16 protein-coding genes are annotated in these 22,102 nt (G+C 69.8%); 7 read left to right on the forward strand and 9 right to left on the reverse strand.

Features of this window, described 5'->3' with window-relative positions; translation table 11 throughout:
- The first annotated feature begins 143 nt into the window (after positions 1-143).
- Entirely contained in the window at positions 144-1,046 is a 903-nt protein-coding gene (locus IM708_RS09555; RefSeq protein WP_209426289.1) for a cation diffusion facilitator family transporter, read from the forward strand.
- Positions 1,047-1,417: 371 nt separating this feature from the next.
- On the opposite strand, the gene IM708_RS09560 is transcribed toward IM708_RS09555, so the two are convergent.
- Entirely contained in the window at positions 1,418-3,427 is a 2,010-nt protein-coding gene (locus IM708_RS09560; RefSeq protein ID WP_209426290.1) for a M3 family metallopeptidase, read from the reverse strand.
- A 135-nt stretch (positions 3,428-3,562) separates the two neighbouring features.
- Positions 3,563-4,870, reverse strand: a complete 1,308-nt coding sequence (locus IM708_RS09565; RefSeq protein ID WP_209426291.1) for a dicarboxylate/amino acid:cation symporter — start codon at positions 4,868-4,870, stop codon at positions 3,563-3,565.
- Between the two features lie 109 nt (positions 4,871-4,979).
- Here IM708_RS09565 and msrA point away from each other — a divergent pair, with 109 nt between their 5' ends.
- A complete protein-coding gene (msrA, locus tag IM708_RS09570) occupies positions 4,980-5,621 on the forward strand; it encodes a peptide-methionine (S)-S-oxide reductase MsrA (protein WP_209426292.1) in 642 nt (213 codons plus the stop codon).
- Positions 5,622-5,671: 50 nt separating this feature from the next.
- Here msrA and IM708_RS09575 read toward each other — a convergent pair whose 3' ends face one another.
- Together IM708_RS09575 and IM708_RS09580 are read right to left on the reverse strand one after the other, a co-directional pair.
- Positions 5,672-6,562: a ribokinase gene (locus tag IM708_RS09575; RefSeq protein WP_209426293.1), complete on the reverse strand. Its 891-nt coding sequence runs from the start codon at positions 6,560-6,562 to the stop codon at positions 5,672-5,674.
- Between the two features lie 4 nt (positions 6,563-6,566).
- Positions 6,567-8,825 (reverse strand): NADP-dependent malic enzyme, encoded by a 2,259-nt coding sequence (locus IM708_RS09580; protein WP_209426294.1) that lies wholly within the window; start codon positions 8,823-8,825, stop codon positions 6,567-6,569.
- Positions 8,826-8,980: 155 nt separating this feature from the next.
- On the opposite strand from IM708_RS09580, the gene mutS reads away from it, so the two are divergent.
- Complete coding sequence (gene mutS / locus IM708_RS09585; protein WP_209426318.1) at positions 8,981-11,605, forward strand: DNA mismatch repair protein MutS; 2,625 nt, start codon at positions 8,981-8,983, stop codon at positions 11,603-11,605.
- A gap of 515 nt (positions 11,606-12,120) precedes the next feature.
- Here mutS and rpsO read toward each other — a convergent pair.
- The 5 genes from rpsO to betI all read right to left on the reverse strand — a co-directional run bounded on the left by rpsO (position 12,121) and on the right by betI (position 18,186).
- Positions 12,121-12,390 (reverse strand): 30S ribosomal protein S15, encoded by a 270-nt coding sequence (rpsO, locus tag IM708_RS09590; protein ID WP_209426295.1) that lies wholly within the window; start codon positions 12,388-12,390, stop codon positions 12,121-12,123.
- Between the two features lie 131 nt (positions 12,391-12,521).
- Positions 12,522-14,186 carry a choline dehydrogenase gene (betA, locus tag IM708_RS09595; RefSeq protein ID WP_209426296.1) on the reverse strand — a complete coding sequence of 555 codons (1,665 nt, stop codon included), beginning with the start codon at positions 14,184-14,186 and terminating at the stop codon, positions 12,522-12,524.
- Between the two features lie 172 nt (positions 14,187-14,358).
- Positions 14,359-15,810, reverse strand: a complete 1,452-nt coding sequence (gene betB / locus IM708_RS09600; protein ID WP_209426297.1) for a betaine-aldehyde dehydrogenase — start codon at positions 15,808-15,810, stop codon at positions 14,359-14,361.
- 289 nt (positions 15,811-16,099) lie between these two features.
- Positions 16,100-17,608 (reverse strand): choline-sulfatase, encoded by a 1,509-nt coding sequence (gene betC, locus IM708_RS09605; RefSeq protein WP_209426298.1) that lies wholly within the window; start codon positions 17,606-17,608, stop codon positions 16,100-16,102.
- The gene (gene betI, locus IM708_RS09610) at positions 17,605-18,186 is read right to left on the reverse strand and encodes a transcriptional regulator BetI (protein ID WP_209426299.1); all 582 of its coding nucleotides are present in this window, start codon (positions 18,184-18,186) and stop codon (positions 17,605-17,607) included. The genes betC and betI overlap by 4 nt, the downstream gene beginning before the upstream one ends.
- A 93-nt stretch (positions 18,187-18,279) precedes the next feature.
- Between betI and choX the strand changes: the two genes are divergently transcribed.
- The 4 genes from choX to choV are packed head-to-tail and all read left to right on the forward strand — an operon-like array spanning position 18,280 to position 22,041.
- On the forward strand, positions 18,280-19,218 hold the full coding sequence (gene choX, locus IM708_RS09615; protein ID WP_209426300.1) for a choline ABC transporter substrate-binding protein: 939 nt from the start codon (positions 18,280-18,282) through the stop codon (positions 19,216-19,218).
- 5 nt (positions 19,219-19,223) lie between these two features.
- Positions 19,224-20,096, forward strand: a complete 873-nt coding sequence (locus IM708_RS09620) for an alpha/beta hydrolase (RefSeq protein ID WP_209426301.1) — start codon at positions 19,224-19,226, stop codon at positions 20,094-20,096.
- A 38-nt stretch (positions 20,097-20,134) separates the two neighbouring features.
- Positions 20,135-20,980: a choline ABC transporter permease subunit gene (choW, locus tag IM708_RS09625; RefSeq protein ID WP_209426302.1), complete on the forward strand. Its 846-nt coding sequence runs from the start codon at positions 20,135-20,137 to the stop codon at positions 20,978-20,980.
- Positions 20,977-22,041 (forward strand): choline ABC transporter ATP-binding protein, encoded by a 1,065-nt coding sequence (choV, locus tag IM708_RS09630; protein WP_209426303.1) that lies wholly within the window; start codon positions 20,977-20,979, stop codon positions 22,039-22,041. Before choW ends, choV begins: the two co-directional genes overlap by 4 nt.
- Positions 22,042-22,102: the final 61 nt, after the last annotated feature.

Consider the following 22,102-nt stretch of genomic DNA (forward strand, 5'->3'; position numbering starts at 1 on the left):
CTTGGTGACGGCCAAGTTTTGCCGGACTTTTTCCACAACCTTACGAATTGTTACCGCCGGGCGAGTGGGCCGGGGGCGCGCGTTGGCGGGCTTGGTCGCGCTGCCCGGCGCGGCTATGCTGCGCCGACCGGCCGGGGACGCGCATGCAGAACGCCAACACACGCCTGAACCTTTCCGCCGGCATCGCCTCGGTCACGGTGGCGGTCACGCTGATCGGGCTGAAGCTCTGGGCGCTCCTCGCCACCGGGGCGCTCAGCGTCGCGGCGTCGCTGGCCGACAACCTGCTGGATCTGGCGATGTCCGGGGGTGCGCTGGCCGCCATCGCCTATGCGGCGCGGCCGGCCGATCACGACCACGCCTTCGGCCATACCTCGGCCGAGGATCTGGCGGCCTTCCTGCAGTCGCTGATCGTGCTCGGCTCGGCCGGGCTGATCGGGACGCTGGCGATCCTGCGCGCCATATCGCCCGACCCGCCCCGGATCGGCGCCGAGGGGGTGGGCATCGCCGTCATGCTGCTGTCGCTGGTGCTGACCGCGGCGCTGGTCCTCTGGCTGCGCCATGTCGCGCGCCGCACCGGCAACCGCGTCGTCGCCGCCGACGCGCTGCACTACCTGTCGGACCTCTTGCCCACCGCGGGCGTGCTGGCCGCGCTCGCCGCCTCGGCGCTCTGGGGGGTGACGCATGTCGATACCGCCGTCGCGCTGGTCGCCGCCGCCTGGCTCGCGGTCAGCGGGCTGCGGATCGGGCGCGGCGCCTGGGACGCGCTGATGGACCGCGCCGCCGAGCCCGAGGTGCTGGCGCGGATCCGCGCCATCGCCGACGACTGGCCCCGGATCGCCGGCTGGCACGACCTGAAGACCCGCACCGCGGGCTCGCGCCTGTTCATCTCGCTGCATGTCGAGATCGACGGCCGGATCACCCTGAACGAGGCCCACGCCATCGCCGACGGCCTCGAACACGCGCTCGAATCGGCCTTCCCCGATGCCGAGGTCATCATCCACACCGACCCCGTCGGCCCAGGCTCGGGCCGCCAGGCCAAGGGCTGACCCCAAGGCACCCGCCGCCGCCCGCCGCGACCGCACGAAAAGGCCTCGGAAGTTCTCCCGCCCCTCGTCAGGCTGTGCGCTTGGCGCACAACCTTCCTCGCGTTGGGCCGGGCGCCGCGCGCTTCGCGCGCGGCGAAAAGAGGCTACGACGCAAATACCGGGCAACCCCCACCTCCTCCGGCATTTTTGTCCGAAAATATCTCGGGGGGTGAATTGGCGCAGCCAAGAGGGGGGCAGCGCCCCCCTTCTGCGCCTCACTCAAAGGCCGTCACCGGCGCGCGCAGACCTTGCCAAATCCCTGCCGCACCGTTCGGAACTGCCATACGCTTGCCATACGCTTGCCAGCCCCTTGCCATACGCCCGCCAGCAGCCTAGGCCGCGTCCAGTCCGCGCCCCTTCAGCAACGCCTCGACCCCCGGCATCCGGCCGCGAAAGGCGGTATAGAGCGCCGCGCCCTCGGCCGAATTCCCCGCCGAAAGGATGTGTTTCTCCAGCCGCGCCGCCAGGTCCCGGTCGAACGGATCGCCCGCCTCCTCGAAAGCGGCGAAGGCGTCGGCATCCATCACTTCCGACCACATGTAGCTGTAGTAGCCCGCCGAATACCCATCCCCGGTAAAGACATGCGCGAAATGCGGCGTCGCATGGCGCATGCCGATCGCCCGCGGCATGCCGATCGCCTCCAGCACCTCGGCCTGGCGCTGCATCGGATCGGCCGGCGGCTCGCCCGCGTGGAAATCCAGGTCGACCAGCGCCGAGGCCAGGTATTCCACCGTCGAGAACCCCTGGTTCCAGGTCGCCGCCGCCTTCAGCCGGGACCTGAGCGCCTCCGGCATCGGCTCCCCGGTGCGCCAGTGCCGCGCGTGTTTCTCCGTGATTTCAGGGACATCCAGCCAATGCTCGTAAAGCTGGCTGGGCAGTTCGACAAAGTCCCGCGCAACCGAGGTGCCCGCCACGAAACCGTAGGTGACGTCCGACAGGATGTGATGCAGCGCATGGCCGAACTCGTGAAACAGCGTCCCCGCGTCGTCCCACGACAACAGCGCCGGGTCGCCCTTGGCGAAGTTGCAGACATTGACCACCACCGCCCGCTGATCCCCGCCCAGCCGGCGCTGGCCGCGCAAGGAGGAACACCACGCGCCCGAGCGTTTCGAGCCCCGCGCGAAATAATCCCCAATGAAGACCGCCATGTGCCGCCCGTCCCGCGTGACCTCCCAGGCGCGCGCGTCGGGATGGTAGAGCCCCACCTCGATCGGGCGGAACGCCAGCCCGAACAGCCGATGCGCCACGTCGAAGGCCGCCGCGATCATCGCGTCGAGCGACAGGTAAGGCTTCAACTCGGCCTCGTCGAAATCATGCAGCGCGCGCCGCCGCTTCTCGGCGTAATAGCGCCAGTCCCAGGGCTCCAGCGGGCCCTCGAACCCGTCGGCATGCAGCATTTCCGCCATCGCCGCCCCGTCCGCCTCGGCCTGCGCCTTCGCCGGCGCCCAGACCCGCATCAGAAGATCGCGCACCGCCTGCGGCGTGCCCGCCATCTCGGGCTCCAGCTTGTAGGTGGCGAAGTCCGGATAGCCCAGCAGCGCCGCGCGTTCCGCCCGAAGCTTCAGTGTCTCGGCGGCAATCGCGCGGTTGTCGGTGGCGCCACCGCCCGCGCCCCGCGCCGCCCAGGCCTGCCAGGCCTTCCGGCGCAGGTCGCGGCGCGGCGCATACTGCAGGAACGGCACGATCAGCGACCGGTTGAGCGTGACGACATGACCGCCGCGCCCCCGCTCCTCGGCCGCCGCCCGCGCCGCGTCGACGACGAAATCGGGCAGGCCGGAAAGATCCTCCAGCGGCATCTCCCAGTCCCGTTCGTCCGCCAGCAGGTTCTGCGCGAACGCCGTGCCGAGGCTCGCCAGCCGCGCCTTGACCGCCGCCATCCGCGCCTTGCCCGCGTCATCCAGCGCCGCACCCGCCCGCCGGAACATCCGCCGGTAAAGCATCAGCACGCGGTCCTGCTCCGGCGTCAGGTCCACGGACCCGCGCCGCGCCCACAGATCCTCGATCCGCGCAAACAGCGCCGCGTTCGCGGTGATCTCCGAGGCATGCGCCGCCAGCTTCGGCGCCAGATCCCGCGCCAGCGCCTCGCGCGCGGGGTTCGCGTCGCTGCCGTTGAGGTTGAAGAACAGCGCCGCCACCCGGTCCAGCCGGTCCTCGGCCAGTTCCAGCGCCTCGATCGTGTTGGCAAAGCTCGGCGGCTCGGGGTTCGCGGCGATGGCGTCGATGGCCGCGCGCCCCTCGGCCAGCGCGGCGTCGAAAGCCGGCGCGAAATGCGCGTCCTCGATCTCGGTGAAGGGCGGCAGGGCGAAGGGGCCGGTCCAGTCGGCCAGAAGCGGGTTGGTCATGCGGCGCGCATTCCTTGTGATGCTGTGTGATGGTCTACATCGGCCCGCGCGCCGCGCTTGTCCAGTGTCCCGGCTGACCGCGCCCGCGCCGCGGGGCGGGTGGGTGGGCGCGGCGGGTGCTCGGCGGGGGCGCGGTCAGCCTTGCGCCACGGCCTCCCCCTGCCCCCGCAGCAGCACCGCCGCCACCAGATCGCCGGTCACGTTGACCGTCGTGCGGCACATGTCCAGCAGCCGGTCGACACCCAGGATGATCACCATCCCCTCGACCGGAATCCCCATCGAGGTCGCGACCGAGATCAGGATCGCGATGCTCACCCCCGGCGTGCCCGGCGCCCCGATGGACGACGCCACCAGCGTCCCCACCACCACGACGATCTGCGCCGTGGTCAACTCCACTCCCGCCAGTTGCGCCAGGAACAGGATCGCCACCGCCTGGTAAAGCGCCGTGCCCGCCATGTTCATCGTCGCGCCCAGCGGCACCACCAGATTGGCGATGCTTTCCGGCACGCCGAAGCGCCGCGCGGTCTGGATCGTGACCGGCATCACCGCCGAGGAGGAGGAGGTCGAGAACGCCAGCAGCAGGTTCCCCCCGGCCCGCGCCAGAAAGTCCCGGGGCGACAATCCCGCCACGGCCCACAGCGCCGCCAGATAGAGCGCCAGCAGCACCGCGAGCCCGGCCAGCACCGTGCCGACATAGCCGGAAATCCCCAGCAGCGTCTCGACGCCGGTGCGCATGACCAGCTGCGCCATCAGCCCGAAGACGGCAATTGGTGCCAGGAACATCGCCCATTTCACGATGTTCATGGAAATCGACAGGAGCGAATCCATCAGCGCCATGAAGGGCTCGGCCCGGCGGCGCTCGACCTGCGCGACCGAAAGGCCGACCAGCAGCGCCAGCACCACCACCGCCAGCATGTCGCCCTGCACGATGGACGCGGTGGGATTGGTCGGCAGGATATCGGCGATCAGGTCCGGCAACGGCGCGCGCCCGGCGGGTTCGGGCAACTCGCCCGGCGCCGCTGGCGCGCCGAAGCCCGACAGCGCCGCCCCCGGCCGCAGCCATTGCGCCAGCGCCACGCCGATCACCGCCGCCACCGTGGTGCTGGCCAGGATGAACCCCGCCAGCCGCAGCCCCACCGCGCGCAATTCGGCCCCCGACCCGGCCCCGGTCAGCCCGCCGACGATGGACGAAAAGATCAGCGGCACCAGCACCATGGCGATCAGCGCCAGGAAGATCCGCCCGGGCAGCGCCAGCCACAGGCCCAGCACCTCGGCCGTCGCCGGCGCGATCAGGCCGGTCGCGTCGCTCAGCAGCAGCCCCAGCCCGAAGCCCAGCACCATCCCCACCATCACCTGCGCCCAGAGGCGCGAGGTGATCCACACGCGCAGCTTGAACCGCTGGCGAGCGATATCGATGGGGTGGTCGGTGGCAGGCTCGGCCATGAGGACCAGCCAACCACACTCGGCCACGGCCCGCAACGCCGCCCTTCACTGCTGTGTGACTTGTCGCACCCCCACCCGCGCCCCATAACCTCAGGCAGGAGGATTGCCCATGTTCCTGCGTCTCGCTGCCATTCTTGCCCTCACCCTCGGGCTTGCCGCCCCCGCCGCCGCACAGCGCCTGGAAACCGCGCTCGTCGCCGGCGGCTGTTTCTGGTGCGTCGAATCCGATTTCCGCCACGTCGAGGGCGTAACCGATGTCGAGGTCGGCTTTGCCGGCGGCCATGTCGAAAACCCCAGCTATCGCCAGGTCGTCTCGGGCGGCACCGGCCATCTGGAGGTGGCGCTCATCACCTATGACGCCGACCAGATCAGCTACGCGCAGGTCCTGCACATGTTCATGCGCTCGATCGACCCGCTGGACGCCGGCGGGCAGTTCTGCGACCGGGGAGAGGCCTACACGACGGCGATCTTCGCCACGCCCGAGCAGCGCGACACCGCGCAAGCCGCGCTCGACGCCGCCAGCGCCGAACTTGGGCGCAGCATCGTAACCCCGCTGCGCGACATGGCCACATTCTACCCGGCCGAGGAGTACCACCAGGGCTACCCGTTCAGCGGCGACATCGTGCTCACCCGCTTCGGCCCGCTGACAAAGGCCGCGGCCTACCAGCGCTACCGCACCTCCTGCGGGCGCGACGCCCGCGTGCAGGAAGTCTGGGGCGACGCCGCGCCTTTCGCCGCCGGCAAGAGCTGACCTCGACACCAACCGCCGACTAGCCACTGCCCTGCGCAGGGCAGCGTCGTTCAGCCCGACGGGTCGCCCTGCGTCGCCAGCAGCGCCTCCACCTCGCCGCGGTCCGGCATGGCGGTCGAAGTGCCCTCCCGCGTGACCTGGATCGCAGCCGCCGCGGCGGCGTAGCGCAGCGCCTGTTCGGGGCTCATCCCGTCGTCCAGCGCCGCGACCAGCGAACCGGCGAAACAGTCGCCCGCGCCGGTCGTGTCCACAGCCTCCACCGCCACCGCCGGCACCTTGATCGGCGCCGCGCCGGCGGCGATCCATTCCGCGCCCTCGGCCCCTTTCGTGACCACCACACCCTCGAGCGGCAGATCCTCCAGCCGCGTGTCCATCGCCTGGCAGAGTTCCGCCGCCTCGACGGCATTGACCAGCAGATGCGTCACATGCGGCATCACCGCCTGCAGCGCCTCCATCTCGAACGGCGCCGCCGAATAGAAGACCCGCAGGTGCTTTTCATGGGCCCGCTTCGCCGCCGCGACCTGGTGCGAGGTCTCGTTCTGCAGAAGCAGGATGTCGCCCGCCTGCGCCCCGCTCAGCGCCGCCTCGATCGCGTCCTCGTCCTGCAGCCGGTTGGCGCCGGGATGGATCAGGATGGAATTCTCGCCCGCCGGATCGACGGCGATGATCGCATGCCCCGTCGGCCCCTCGACCCGCGCGATGGTTCCCAGGTCGATCCCCAGTGCCGACAGTTGCGCCGCGGTCCAGCCGTCCGCCGCGCCGATCGCGCCGATGTGCACCAGCCGCGCGCCCGCGCGCAGCGCCGCGACCGACTGGTTCGCGCCCTTGCCGCCCAGCGTCTGCGCATAGTCGCTCGCCGCCAGCGTCTCGCCCGCGTGCGGCAGATGCGGCACGCGGTAGACATGATCGATGTTGATCGAGCCGAGGTTGAAGACGGTCATGCGCTCATCCGATCCGGCAGGCGGCCATCACCGCCATGTTCAGCACGTCGTTCACCGTCGCCCCGGTGGAGCTGATCTGGATCGGCTTCGTCACCCCGGTCAGGATCGGGCCGATCACCGTCGCGCCCGCCATCTCCTGCATCAGCTTGACCGAGATCGAGGCCGAATGCCGCGCCGGCACCACCAGGATGTTCGCCGGCCCCGTCAGGCGCGAGAACGGGTAGTTCGCCGCCGCCGCCGGGTTCAGCGCCACATCGACCGTCATCTCGCCCTCGTATTCGAAATCGACGCCGCGGCGGTCCAGCACCTCGGGGGCGCGGTGCATCTTGGTCGCGCGTTCCGACACCGGGTAGCCGAAGGTCGAGAAGCTGACGAAGGCCACCCGCGGCTCCAGCCCCAACCCGCGGGCGACGGCACTCGCGCGGGTGGCGATGTCGGCCAGATCCTCCTCCTCGGGCCATTCGTGGACCAGCGTGTCGGCGATCAGCAGGATGCGCCCGCGGTGCAGCAGGATCGACACGCCCACCGCCCCGTCCTGCGCACGGGCATCGAAGACATGGTTGATCATGTCCATGACCAGCGCCGACTTGCGCGTGGCCCCGGTCACCAGCCCGTCGCCATGCCCGTGCGCCAGCATCAGCGCGGCAAAGATATGCCGGTCGCGCGTCGCCATCCGATGAACGTCGCGCTGGTCGAACCCCTTGCGCTGCAACCGCTTGTAGAGAAACGCCTTGTAGGCATCCAGATGCCGCGTGTTGGCGGCGTTGACGATCTCCAGCTCGCGCACCGCATCGCCCAGCCCGGCCAGTTCCAGCCGGCGCTTGGTGTCCTCCTCCTGGCCGACGACCACCGCATGGCCCAGCCCCGACCGCTGGTAGCTGACCGCCGCGCGCAGCACGCGCTCGTCGTCGCCCTCGGCAAAGATCATCCGCGCCTGCGCCTGGCGCGCCCGCGCGAACAGGCTCTGCTGGATCGAGGCGGTCGGGTCCATCCGCGCCTTCAGCGCGTGGCGATAGGCCTCCATGTCGATAATCGGCCGCCGCGCCGCGCCGGTATCCATGCCCGCCTTCGCCACCGCCGGCGGGATCGTGTAGATCAGCCGCGGGTCGAAGGGCGTCGGGATGATGTAGTCGCGCCCGAAGCTCAGCTTGCGCCCGTAGGCCATGGCGACCTCCTCGGGCACCGCCTCGCGCGCCAGTTCCGCCAGCGCGCGGGCGCAGGCGATCTTCATCTCGTCGTTGATGGCGCGCGCCTGGATGTCCAGCGCGCCGCGGAAGAGATAGGGAAAGCCCAGGACGTTGTTGACCTGGTTGGGGTAATCCGACCGCCCCGTCGCCACGATGGCGTCGGCGCGCACGGCATGGGCTTCCTCGGGCGTGATCTCGGGGTCGGGGTTGGCCATGGCAAAGATCACCGGGTTCTCGGCCATGCTCTCGACCATCGCCTCCGTCACCGCGCCCTTGGCCGACACGCCCAGGAAGACATCCGCGCCCGCCATCGCCTCCTCCAGCGTGCGCAGTGTGGTCTTCGCCGCATGGGCGGACTTCCACTGGTTCATCCCCTCGGTGCGGCCCTGGTACACCACCCCCTTGGTGTCGCACATGATGCAGTTCTCGGCCCGCGCGCCCATCGACTTGAGCAGCTCCAGACAGGCAATCCCCGCCGCCCCGGCGCCGTTCAGAACGATCCGCACCTCCTCGATCCGCTTGCCCGACAGCGCCAGCGCGTTGATCAGCCCCGCCGCGCAGATCACCGCCGTGCCGTGCTGGTCGTCGTGAAAGACCGGAATGTCGCACAACTCCTTCAGCCGGCTCTCGATGATGAAGCACTCGGGCGCCTTGATGTCTTCCAGGTTGATCCCGCCGAAGGTCGGGCTCATCAGATGCACGGCCTTGATGATCTCGTCGGCATCCTCGGTATCCAGTTCGATATCGATGGCGTTGACATCGGCGAAGCGCTTGAACAGCACCGCCTTGCCCTCCATCACCGGCTTCGAGGCCAGCGCGCCCAGGTTCCCCAGCCCCAGGATCGCGGTCCCGTTCGACACCACCGCGACCATGTTGCCCTTGGTCGTGTAGTCGTAAGCCAGGATCGGATCGCGCGCGATCGCCTCGACCGGCACCGCCACGCCGGGGCTGTAGGCCAGGCTCAGGTCGCGCTGCGTCGCCATCGGCTTCGACGCGATCACCTCCAGCTTCCCCGGCACCGGCTCGAAATGGTAGGCAAGCGCCTCTTCGGGCGTCGTCTTCGACTTGCGGCTCATGCGGGCACTCCCTTCCCTCTGCACAATCCTTAACCCTGCTGTGGCCCCGGCTCAACGCGGGTTTTCCCGCTTTCGCGCGACGGGCCGGTTTTGTAGGGTCGCGCCGCAGCGAACGGGGGAAGCTGGTGAGCGACGCGCAGGCCAATGTCACGCCCATGATGGCGCAGTATCTGCAGATCAAGGCGCAGAACCCGGATGCGCTGCTGTTCTACCGCATGGGCGATTTCTACGAGATGTTCTTCGACGACGCCGTGGCGGCGGCGGCGGCGCTGGATATCGCGCTGACCAAGCGCGGCCAGCACCAGGGCGCCGACATCCCGATGTGCGGCGTGCCGGTCCATTCGGCCGAGGGCTACTTGCTGACGCTGATCCGCAAGGGTTTTCGCGTCGCCATCGCCGAACAGCTGGAGGACCCGGCCGAGGCGAAGAAGCGCGGCGCCAAGTCGGTCGTGAAGCGCGACGTCGTCCGCCTCGTCACCCCCGGCACGCTGACCGAGGAATCGCTGCTCGAAGCCCGGCGCCACAACTTCCTCGCCGCCTGGTCCCAGGTCCGCGACGACGCCGCACTCGCCTGGGCCGACATCTCGACGGGCGAGATCCGCGTCATCCCCTGCCCGCGCGTGCGCCTCGCCCCCGAACTCGCCCGCCTCGCCCCCCGCGAACTGATCGTCGTGGACGAGGCCGAACCCGACCTGCGCCCGCTGGCCGAAGAACACGCCCTCGCCCTGACCCCGATGGCCCGCGCCAGCTTCGATTCGACCGGCGCCACGCGCCGCCTCTGCGCGCTCTACAACGTCGCCGCGCTCGACGGCTTCGGCACCTTCGGCCGGGCTGAGCTGTCGGCGCTCGGCGCTCTGGTCGACTACCTCGACCTCACGCAGCGCGGCAACCTGCCGCTCCTGCGCCCGCCGGTGCGCGAAAGCGCGGGCGCGGTGATGCAGATCGACGCCGCCACCCGCCGCAGCCTGGAAATCACGCAAGGCGCCGCCGGCGGCCGCGACGGCTCGCTCTTGGCCGCCATCGACACCACCCTCACCGCCGCCGGCGCCCGGCTGATGGAGCGCCGCCTTTCGGCCCCCTCCTGCGACTTGGTCGAGATCCGCGCCCGCCTGACCGCCGTTGGTTTCCTGGTCGAGGATGACGCGCTGCGCGGCGACCTGCGCGCGGCCCTGCGCCAAGTGCCCGACATCGACCGCGCGCTCTCGCGCCTCTCGCTCGACCGCGGCGGGCCGCGCGACCTCGCCATGCTGCGCGCCGGCCTGCGCCAGGCCGCCGCCCTGCGCCGGGCGCTTGGCGATCGTGATATGCCACCCCTGCTGTCCGACCTGACCCGTGAACTTGGCGGCCACGCCGACCTGATCCACCGGCTGGAAACCGCGCTGGTGGCCGAACCCCCGCATCTCGCCCGCGACGGCGGCTTCATCGCCGAAGGGGTGGATCCGGAACTCGACGAGGCCCGGCGCCTGCGCGACGAAGGCCGCGGCGTCATCGCCGCGATGCAGGCCGACTACATCGCCCAGACCGGCATCGGCTCGCTGAAGATCAAGCACAACAACGTCCTCGGCTACTTCATCGAAACCACCGCGACCCATGCCGAGAAGATGCTGGCGCCGCCGCATTCCGAAACCTTCGTCCACCGCCAGACCACCGCCAACCAGGTCCGCTTCACCACGCTGAAACTCAGCGAGATGGAGACGAAGATCCTCAACGCCGGATCGCGCGCGCTGGAGATCGAGAAGCGTCTTTTCGAGGAATTGCGAAATACCGTCACCGCCGCCGCGCCCGCGATCTTCGCCACCGCCCGCGCGCTGGGCGAGCTTGACCTCGCCGCCGCCTTCGCCGACTTCGCCCGCGCCCGCGACTGGTGCGCGCCCGCCGTCGACGACAGCCGCGCCTTCGTGGTCGAGGGAGGCCGCCACCCGGTCGTCGAACGCGCGCTCACGCGCGACGGCCAGCCCTTCGTCGCCAACGACGCCGACCTCTCGCCCGAGGGGTCGGGGGCAGCAATCTGGCTGGTGACCGGTCCCAACATGGCCGGCAAGTCGACCTACCTGCGGCAGAACGCGCTGATCGCACTTCTCGCCCAGGCCGGCAGCTTCGTGCCCGCCAGCCGCGCCGAGATCGGGCTGGTGAGCCAGCTCTTCAGCCGCGTCGGCGCCTCGGACGACCTGGCGCGCGGCCGATCGACCTTCATGGTCGAAATGGTGGAAACCGCCGCGATCCTCAACCAGGCCGATACCCGCGCCTTCGTCATCCTCGACGAGATCGGGCGCGGCACGGCGACCTATGACGGGCTGTCGATCGCCTGGGCGGTGCTGGAACACCTGCACGACGCCAACCGCTGCCGCGCGCTCTTCGCCACGCATTACCACGAGATGACGGCACTCTCCGAACGCCTCTCGGGCGTGCGCAACGCCACGGTCAGCGTCCGCGAATGGCAGGGCGAGGTGGTCTTCCTGCACGAGGTCAAGCGCGGCGCCGCGGACCGGTCCTACGGCGTGCAGGTCGCGCGCCTCGCCGGCCTGCCGCCGGCGGTGATCGACCGCGCGCGCGCCGTGCTCGAGATGCTGGAAAAGGGCGAGGACGGCCGCCGCGGCGCCCGCGCGCTGATCGACGACCTGCCGCTCTTTTCCGCAGCACCCCCCGCCCCGCCCCCGAAAGCCGCGCCAGCCTCCGAAATCGAGGCCCGCCTGCGCGACACCCACCCCGACGCCCTCACCCCACGCGAGGCGCTGGCACTCCTCTACGAGCTGCGCGAGATGCTCCCCGATCAGACCTAGCGCGCCCCGCCCCACCCCGCGCCACCGGCCGAAAAGCCCCCGGAAGTTCTCCCGCCCCTCGTCAGGCTGTGCGCGTTCCGCGCACGAACCTTCCTCGCGTTGGGCCGGGCGCCGCGCCCTGCGGGCGCGGCGAAAAGGGGGCCCCGCCGCCACGGGTGGGCGTCCCCACGGCCCCGGACATTTTCTGTCCGAAAATATCCCGGGGGGTGAATTGGCGCAGCCAAGAGGGGGCAGCGCCCCCCTTCCCCGCCTCAGCCAAGGCCCGACACCGGCGGGCGCAGACCTTGCCAAATCCCTGCCGCACCGTTCGGAACTGCCATACGCTTGCCATACGCCTGCCAGCCCCTTGCCATACGCCTGCCAGCACCCTGCCGGCGGCGGGCGCACGCGCTGCGGCCGGCACGAAAAGGCCGCGCGCAGTCGTTGCGCGCGGCCTTGAAATTGTCTGTCCGGAAGGCGGCAGGCCCGATGCCCCCACCGGCCCGGGGGCCCGTGCGGTCATCCGTCGGCCTGGCTCAGCGGCGGATGCCCAGGCGCCCGATGAGGTCGCGATAGCGCCCCTCGTCCTTGCCGCGCAGGTAGTCCAAGAGCTTGCGGCGCTGCGCCACCATCATCAGAAGGCCACGGCGCGAGTGGTTGTCCTTCTTGTGGCTCTTGAAATGCTCGGTCAGCGTGCTGATCCGCGAGGTCAGGATCGCGACCTGCACCTCGGGCGATCCGGTATCGCCTTCCTTGGTGGCGAATTCCTTGATGACGCGGGCTTTTTCTTCGACTGTGATCGACATCGGGGTCTCCTGTTCAAAGGGTTCAAGGCGCAAGCCGGGATGTCGTCCAGCAGGGCCCGTGGAGGGATCGCCCCGACTCGGCGGCCGGGGATGCGCGCGTATAGGCCAAAGTGTGGCGGCGCGCAACACGCTCAGCGCTGCGCGCCTTGCCAGTCGGGATGCACCCAGGGTTCCAGGTTCGAGCGCGGCAGCGGCGGGCGGCCGAGGATGTGATCGGCGATCTTCTCGCCGGCCATGATCGTCGGCGCGTTGAGGTTGCCGTTGGTGACGCGCGGAAAGATGGAACTGTCGGCGACCCGCAGCGCCTCGACCCCGATCACCCGGCCCTGCGGATCGACCACCGCCATCGGATCGTCGCGCCGGCCCATCCTGGCGGTGCCGCAGGGGTGATAGGCGGACTCGACATGCGCGCGGATGAAGGCGTCGAGCGCCGCCTCGTCCTGCGCCGCCGCGCCCGGCTGGATCTCGTGCGCGACGTACTCGGCCATCGCCGGCTGCGCCATGATCTCGCGCGTCAGCCTGATGCAGGTGCGGAACTCGTCCCAGTCGTCGGGATGCGACATGTAGTTGAAGCGGATCGACGGATCGTCCGCGGGATCGGCCGAGCGCAGGCGCACCGCGCCCCGGCTTTTCGACCGCATCGGCCCGACATGGACCTGAAACCCGTGCCCCTCGGCCACCGCCTTGCCGTCGTAGCGCACGGCGATGGGCAGGAAATGGTACTGGATGTCGGGATAGTCGATGCCCGCGCGCGAGCGGATGAAGGCGCAGGCCTCAAACTGGTTGGACGTGCCCGGCCCCCGCCCCAGAAACAGCCATTGCGCCCCGACCCAGGCCTTGCCCATCAGGTTCCAGTACTTGAAGAGGGTGATCGGTTTCTTCGAGGCGAACTGCAGGTAAATCTCCAGATGGTCCTGCAGGTTGGCGCCCACGCCGGGGCGGTCGGCAACGACGCCGATCCCGTGCTCGGCCAGATGGTCCGCGGGGCCGATCCCCGACAGCATCAGGATCTTCGGCGTGTTGATGGAGGAGGCCGCCAGGATCACCTCGCGCCGCGCGCGCACCTGCCGGCCGCCGGCCAGTTGTACGCCCACCGCGCGCCCGCCCTCCAGCACCACCCGCTCGACCAGCCCGCGCACCAGCCGCGCGCGCCCGGTGGCCAGCGCCGGGCGCAGATAGGCCTTGGCCACCGACCAGCGCCGCCCCCGCCAGATCGACGCCTCCATCGCGCCGAACCCTTCCTGCCGGGCGCCGTTGTAATCCGGGGTGCGGCCGTAGCCTGCCTGTTCGCCGGCGGCGATGAACGCGTCGAAAAGCGGGTTCTCGCGCGCCCCGCGGGTCACGTGCACCGGCCCCGCGTGACCCCGCCAGGCGCCGTTGCCGGGCGCGCCCTCGCCGGCATCCTCGGCCCCGTGCCAGGTCTCGGCGCGCTTGAAATAGGGCAGCACGTCGGCAAACGACCAGCCCTCCGCCCCCGCCTCGGCCCAATGGTCGAAATCGCGCGCATGTCCGCGCACCCAGACCATGCCGTTGATGCTGGACGACCCGCCGATGACCTTGCCGCGCGGCACCGGCAGCACGCGACCGCCGAGGCCCGGTTCGGGTTCGGTCTTCAGGCCCCAGTCGTAGCGCGCCATGTTCATCGGATAGCTCAGCGCGCCCGGCATCTGGATGAACGGGCCGGCATCGGTGCCGCCGTATTCGACCACGATCACCGAATGCCCGGCCTCGGCCAGCCGGAAGGCCACCGCCGCCCCGCCCGAGCCCGCGCCCACCACCACGAAATCCGCGTCCATATCCGCCTCCAAAGGGTTGCGGGCGGGTCAAGGGGTGGCGAAGCCACGCGCGCCAGCGCGCTTGCCCCTTGACGCGGCCGCAACCCGACCGACAATCGAACTGGCGCGTTCAGGGCAGAGCTGCCCCTGAACCGCCTCTCAGCAAAACCGGCCCCGCAATGGGCCGCATGGATCAATAGGGCGCGTCGACCGGACCCATGCCCACATAGACCGTCTTGATCTGCGTATAGTGCTCCAGCGCCGCGTGGCCGTTCTCGCGCCCGACACCGGATTGCTTGACGCCGCCAAAGGGCGCCTCGACCGGCGTCAGGTTGTAGGCGTTGATCCAGCACGACCCCGCCTGCAGGCGGCCGATGACGCGATGCCCGCGCGCCAGATCCTGCGTGAAGACCCCGGCCGACAGGCCGAATTCGGTCGCGTTGGCGCGCGCGATCACCTCGTCCTCGTCGTCGAAATCCAGCACCGACATCACCGGCCCGAACACCTCTTCGCGGGCGATGGTCATGTCGTCGGTGACATCGGCAAAGACCGTGGGCGCGACGTAGTATCCCGGCCGGTTCAGCCGCTGCCCGCCGGTGACCAGCCGCGCGCCCTCGGTTCGCGCGCCCTCGATATAGCCCATGACCTTCTGCATCTGCGCCTCGCTGACCAGCGGGCCCATCTGCGTCGCCTCGTCCAAGGGGTCGCCCAGCCGGATCGCCTCGGTCCGCGCCGTCAGCCGGTCGAGGAAACGGTCCTTCATCCCGCGCTGCACGAAGACCCGCGTCCCGTTCGAACAGACCTGCCCCGAGGAATAGAAATTCGCCATCATCGCGCCGCCGACCGCGTCTTCAAGGCTTGCGTCGTCGAAGACGATCAGCGGCGACTTGCCGCCCAGTTCCATCGTGACATGGCGGATGCCCTCGGCCGCGGCGGCATAGACCTTGCGCCCGGTCGGCACCGACCCGGTCAGCGACACCTTGTCGACGCGCGGGTCGCTGACCAGCGCCGCGCCCAGATCGCCAAAGCCCTGCAGGACGTTAATCAGCCCCGCCGGCAACCCGGCCTCGGTCAGGATCGCGGCGACCTGCAGCGCCGAAAGCGGCGTCAGTTCCGACGGCTTGAAGACCACCGCATTGCCAAAGGCCAGCGCTGGCGCGGTCTTCCAGCAGATGATCTGCGTGGGATAGTTCCACGCCCCGATCCCCACGCAGACGCCCAGCGGCTCGCGCAATGTATAGATGAAGTCGCGCCCCTGCGGCACGGTCTGCCCGGTGACGGTGGGGGCGAAGCCGCCGAAGTACTCCAGCGCATCCGCGCCCGATGTCGCGTCGGCGACCAGCGTCTCCTGCAGGGGCTTGCCGGTATCGAGCGTTTCCAGAACCGAAAGTTCATGATTGCGTTCGCGCATGATGTCGGCGGCGCGGCGCAGGATTCGCCCGCGTTCCACCGGCAGGCGCGCGGCCCAGTCGGCCTGCGCGCGGCGCGCGGCGTTCAGCGCCCGGTCGACCAGCGCCGGGGTGGCGGCGTGCAGGCGGGCGATGACCTCACCGCTGGCGGGGTGCAGCACCTCGAGCGGCGCGCCGGCTTTATCCTCGACAAAGGCGCCGTCGATGAAATGGCTGGCTTCAGGTTGGGCTTTCATTAACAAATCCTTATTTCCCCGCGGGGAAACGGGGGGTGTATCGGCCCCCGGCGCGGGGCGGGCGAGTTGCCGATTTCCCCGCGGGGAAATGCGGAAGGCGAGCGGCGATTTCCCCGCGGGGAAAGGCCGGGGGCCGGACGACACTTCCCCCACCGGCAAGTCGCAGGCGCCAGGCGGCCATTTCCCGGCGGGAAAAGGGCTGCGGTCCGGGATCCATTTCCCCGCGGGGAAATGGAGGGGGTCCGGTCTCCGTTTCCCCACAGGGAAACGGCTGGGGTCCGCGCGGCGGTCATTCCCCGCGGGGAAAGCGCTGGTTCTCCTCCAGCACGTTCAGGTCCATGTGGTTGCGCATGTAGCGTTCCGACGCCCGCTGCAGGGGCTGGTGGTCCCAAGGGTAATAGGCGCCGTTGCGCAAGGCCTCGTAGACGACCCAGCGGCGGGCCTGGCTTTCGCGGACAGCGGCGTCATAGGCGTCCAGGTCCCAGCGCGCGGCGGCCTCGGCCCGGAAGCCCGACAGCGTCTCGGCATGCGCGGGGTCGGCGGCAAGGTTCGCCTGCTCCTGCGGGTCGGCCTCCAGGTCGAACAGCTGCTCGGGGTCGACCGGGCAGGCGGTGTATTTCCACCGGCCCCGGCGCAGCGCCACCATCGGCGCGACCGACCCTTCGGCGGCGTATTCCATCGCCACCGTCCCGCGATCCGCCCCGCCCGCGACCGGCACCAGGCTTTCGCCATCGGTCCAGGGCGCGACGGCGTCCAGCGGCACGCCGGCCAGTTCCGCCAGCGTCGGCAGCACATCGAGGGTCGAGGCCGGCGTGTCCACCCGCCCCTTGCCCATCCCCGGCGCGGCGATCATCAGCGGCACGCGCGACGAGCCCTCGAAAAAGCTCATCTTGAACCAGAGCCCACGCTCGCCCAGCATGTCGCCGTGGTCCGAGACGAAGACCACGATAGCCTCCTGCCGCGTATCCTCCAGCACCTTCAGGATCGCGCCGATCTTGTCGTCCAGATACGAGATGTTGGCGAAATAGCCGCGCCGGGCGCGGGCGATGTGCTCGTCGGTGATGGTGTAGCTGCGCCAGTCGTTGGCGTCGAACAGGCGCTTGCTATGCGGGTCCTGCGCCTCGTAGCCGGGGTCGGGCACCTGCAGGTGCAGATGCGGGCAGCCTTCGTAAAGGTCCCAGAACCGGCGGCGGGCGACATAGGGGTCGTGGGGATGGGTGAAGCTGACGGTCAGGCACCAGGGCCGGTCGTCATGCCCGCGCGCCAGATCATAAAGCTTCGCCACCGCGTGATGCGCGACCTCGTCGTCGTATTCCATCTGGTTGGTGATCTCGGCCACGCCCGCGCCTGTGACGGAACCGAGGTTGTGATACCACCAGTCGATCCGCTCGCCCGGCTTGCGCCAGTCGGGGGTCCAGCCGAAATCGGCGGGGTAGACATCGGTGGTCAGCCGATCCTCGAACCCGTGCAGCTGGTCGGGGCCGACGAAGTGCATCTTGCCCGAAAGGCAGGTGTAGTAGCCCGCGCGGCGCAGGTGGTGCGTGTAGCAGGGGATGGAGGAGGCAAACTCGGCCGCGTTGTCGTAGACCCGCGTGCGGCTGGGCAGTTGTCCCGACATGAAGCTCGCCCGCCCCGGCGCGCAGAGGGGGCTGGCGGTGTAGGCATTGGCAAACCGGACCGAGCGTTCGGCCAGCCGCTTCAGGTTCGGCGCGTGCAGCCACTCGGCCGGGCCGTCGGGGAAAAGCGTGCCGTTCAGCTGATCGACCATCAGGACCAGGATGTTCGGACGGCTTGTCATGCACGGCACTCCAGTTCGCGTGTCAGGTAATCCTCCACCAGCGCCGCGGCGGCGGTGGGGTCGGCGGCCAGCGGGCCGAGGGCGGCGTGCAGGTAGACGCCGTCGATCATCGCCGCGATCCCTTGCGACACCACACCGGCCCGGTCGCCCAGGGCCGGGCGCAGGGCGTGGCGCAGGTTCGACACCATCCGCCGCTGGTAGACCCGAAGCAGCCGGCGCGCCTGCGGCTGCGACTGCGCCAGGACGTAGAAGTTGAGCCAGGCCGCGATCACCTCGCGCCGGAAGTTGGCGGGGCTGAACGACGCCCGGATCACCGCCCGCGCCCGCCCCTCGGCCCCCTCGGCGGCGGCGAGCGCGCCGCGCACCTCGGCCCCGTAGAGGCGCAGGACGTCGCGCATGGCGGCGAGAAACAGCGCCTCCTTCGAGCCGAAGTAGTGATGCGCCAGCGCCGAGGACATGCCGGCGCGCTTGGCGATGCGGCTGACCGTCACCTCGAGCGAGCCCGCCAGACCGATCTCGGCGATTGTGGCCTTGATCAGCGACGCGCGTCGTATAGGCTCCATCCCGACCTTGGGCATCGTTCCCCCCGGGGAAAATAAGGCTTGCGCCACTGGTAGACGATTGTTTATTGACTCGTCAATCAACAAAAAAATGACAGAGAGGAGATCGCCATGCATCGCCGTACCCTGATCGCAGCCACGACCGCGCTGACGCTGAGCAGCCTGCCGGCGCTGGCCAGCGAGCATGAATGCGCCACCGTGCGCTTTTCGGACGTGGGCTGGACCGACATCACCGCCACCACCGCGGTGGCGACGACCATCCTGGACGCGCTGGGCTATGACGCGCAGGTGCTGGTCCTGTCGGTGCCGGTGACCTACACCTCGATGGCCAACAACGACATCGACGTTTTCCTGGGCAACTGGATGCCGACGATGGAGGCCGATATCGCCCCCTACCGCGAGGAGGGCAGCGTCGATACCGTGCGCCGGAACCTGGCGGGGGCCAAGTACACGCTGGCCGCCAACGCCGCCGCAGCCGAACTGGGCATCGCCGATTTCGCCGATATCGCCGCGCATCACGACGCCCTGAACGGGCAGATCTACGGGATCGAGCCGGGCAATGACGGCAACCGGTTGATCATCGACATGATCCAGGCCAATGCCTTCGGCCTGGGCGACTTCCAGGTCGTCGAAAGCTCTGAGCAGGGGATGCTGAGCCAGGTCGCGCGGTCCGAGCGCCGCGACGAGCCGGTGATCTTTCTGGGCTGGGAGCCGCACCCGATGAACGCCAACTACGAGATGGTCTACCTGACCGGCGGCGACGACTGGTTCGGCCCCGATCTGGGCGGCGCCGAGGTCTATACCAACACCCGCGCCGGCTATGTCGAGGAATGCCCGAATGTCGGCCAGTTCCTGCAGAACCTGGAATTCACGCTGGCCATGGAAAACGAGATCATGGCGATGATCCTCGACGACGGCATGGACCCCGACGACGCCGCCCGCGCCTGGCTGTCGGACAACCCCGCGGTGCTGGATGCCTGGCTCGACGGCGTGACGCTGCGCGACGGCTCGGCCGGGGCGATGGACGCGGTGATGGCGGCGCTGGAGTGAGCCGGATGCGTGGTCTGATCGCCGGGCTGGTGCTGGGGGCGGCGCTGGCCGCCCCGGCCCTTGCCGAGATCCCGGCGCAGGCGGAGTGGAACGACGCGCGGCAGACGGTAACGCTGCCCGGCGGCCTGACGCTGGCCTATGTCGAGATGGGCGCGGAGGCGGGGCGCCCGCTGGTCATGGTGCACGGCTATTCCGACAACAGCCGGTCCTGGTCGCTGCTGGCGCCGCATCTGGGCGACCGGCGGATGATCGCGGTCGATCTGCGCGGTCACGGCGCGTCGGACGCGCCGGATTGCTGCTACGGGCTGGACAGCCTGTCGGACGACCTGATCGGCTTCATCGAGGCGCTGGATCTGGGCACGGTCGACCTGATCGGACATTCGCTGGGCTCGATGACTGCGGCGGTGACGGCGGCGCTGCGCCCGGACCTGGTCAACCGCGTGGTGCTGGTGTCGAGCGCGCTGGACACGCCCGCCGCGGCCAGCGACTGGCTGTGGGAGAACGTGCCCGCGCTGCCCGACCCGATCGACCCGGAAAGCCAGTTCATGCTGGACTGGTACTGGAACCCCAATCCGGTGGACGAGGACTTCCTGACCCGCGAACGCACTGAGTCCGCCGCGATGCCGCGGCAGGCCTGGATGGGGGTGCTGACCGGGCTGACGCTGGCCGACTGGTCGCTGCTTGCCGCCCGGATCGAGGCGCCGGTGCTGCTGCTATGGGGCGATCAGGACGGGTTGTTTGGCGCTGACGAACAGGAGGCGCTGCGCGCGGCGCTGCCCGAGGCCGAGTTCATCGGCTACGAAGGCTACGGCCACAACATGTTCTGGGAAACGCCCGAGGAAGTCGGTGCGGCGGTGCGCGACTTCCTGGCGGACTGAACCGACCGCGTGGCAATCGCGGCTGAACGAGGGGAGCGATGGACCCGGTTACCCTGATCACCGAGGCGAAGATCCCCGTCGGCCGCACGGTCGCCGATGCGTTCCTGTGGATGCAGGACAGTTTCATCGGCTTCTTCGACGGGCTGGAATACGGGCTGCGGCAGGCGATCACCGCGCTGTCGACGGCGCTGACCCTGCCGCACCCGCTGGTCCTGATCGCGATATTCGCCCTCATCACATGGGTCTTGCAGCGCCGGTGGGTGCCGGTGCTGATCGTCTCCGGCTGCGCGCTGTTCGCGCTGAACCAGGGATACTGGCTGCTGACCATGCAGACGCTGACGCTGGTGCTGGGGTCGTGCTTTGTCTGCATGGCGGTGGGGGTGCCGCTGGGCATCTATTCGGCGCATCACCCGCGGTTCTACCGGGCGCTGACGCCGGTGCTGGACCTGATGCAGACGCTGCCGACCTTCGTCTACCTGATCCCGGTGCTGGTGCTGTTCGGTCTTGGCATGGTGCCGGGGCTGGTGGCGACGGTGATCTTCGCCATGCCCGCCGCGATCCGGCTGACCGAACTGGGCATCCGGTCGACCCCGACCGCGCTGTCCGAGGCCGCGACGGCCTTTGGCGCGACGACCGCGCAGCGCATCTTCAAGGTGGAACTGCCCTGGGCCTTTCCGCAGATCATGGCGGGGCTGAACCAGACGATCATGCTGTCGCTGTCGATGGTGGTGATCGCCGGGCTGGTGGGCGCGCCGGGCCTGGGCGTGCCGGTGGTGCGCGCGCTCAATTCCGTGAACGCGACGCTGGGGTTCGAGTCGGGCGCGGTGATCGTCGCCGTGGCGATCATGCTGGACCGCATGCTGCGGGTGGAGCGCAAGGCATGACCGCGGCCGTCAGCTTTCGCAACGTGTCCATCGTCTTCGGCGACAACCCGTGGAAGGCGATCCCGCTGATGGAGACGGGGCAAAGCCGCACCGACATTCAGAAGGCGACGGGCCAGATCCTCGGGGTGCACGACTGCACGCTGGAGGTGAACGAGGGCGAGATCGTGGTGCTGATGGGCCTGTCGGGGTCGGGCAAGTCGACGCTGCTGCGCGCGGTCAACGGCCTCAACCCCATCGTGCAGGGCGAGGTGGTGGTGCGCGACGGCGACTGGAGCTGCGAGTTGAGCAGTGCCGGCGCGCGCGAGCTGCGCCACCTGCGGCGCGAATGCGTGGCGATGGTGTTCCAGCAATTCGGCCTGCTGCCCTGGCGCAGCGTGCGCGAAAACGTCGGGCTGGGGCTGGAACTGGCCGGCATGGGTCGGCGCGCGCGCGCCGAGCGCGTGGCCGAGCAGCTGGAACTGGTGGGCCTGAGCCAGTGGGCCGACCGCAAGGTGGCGGAACTGTCGGGCGGGATGCAGCAGCGCGTCGGGCTGGCGCGGGCCTTTGCGACGCGGGCGCCGATCCTGCTGATGGACGAACCGTTCTCGGCCCTGGACCCGCTGATCCGGTCGCGGTTGCAGGACGAGCTCCTGGACCTGCAGAGCCGGCTGAAGCGCACCATCGTCTTCGTCAGCCACGATCTGGACGAGGCGTTCAAGCTGGGCAACCGCATCGCCATCCTGGAAGGCGGGCGGATCATCCAGTCCGGCACGCCGGGCGAGATCTACACCAACCCGGTCAACGACTACGTCGCCGATTTCGTCGCCCACATGAATCCGCTGGGCGTGCTGCGCGCGCGCGACGCCGCCCTGCCCGCACCCAGCCCGGCGCCGGCCGGGCGGATGCTGGATGCCGACACGCCGCTGCGCGTCGCGATGGCCGCGCTGGCCGAGGCGAAGGGGCCGATCCTGCTGACCGACGGCGGTCGGGTCTGCGGCGCGCTGACCGAGTCGAGCGCGCTGGCCGCGCTTATCGCCCGGCGCGGGGAAGCGGCGCGCGAGGGGACCGACGAGACGGCTTGACCGGCGGCGGCGTTCCATTTTATCCTTTCCTCAGTTCCGCCTGATGGAACGCCTGCGACGA

It is taken from the genome of Pararhodobacter sp. SW119 (assembly GCF_017811755.1).
Classification (GTDB): Bacteria; Pseudomonadota; Alphaproteobacteria; order Rhodobacterales; family Rhodobacteraceae; genus Pararhodobacter.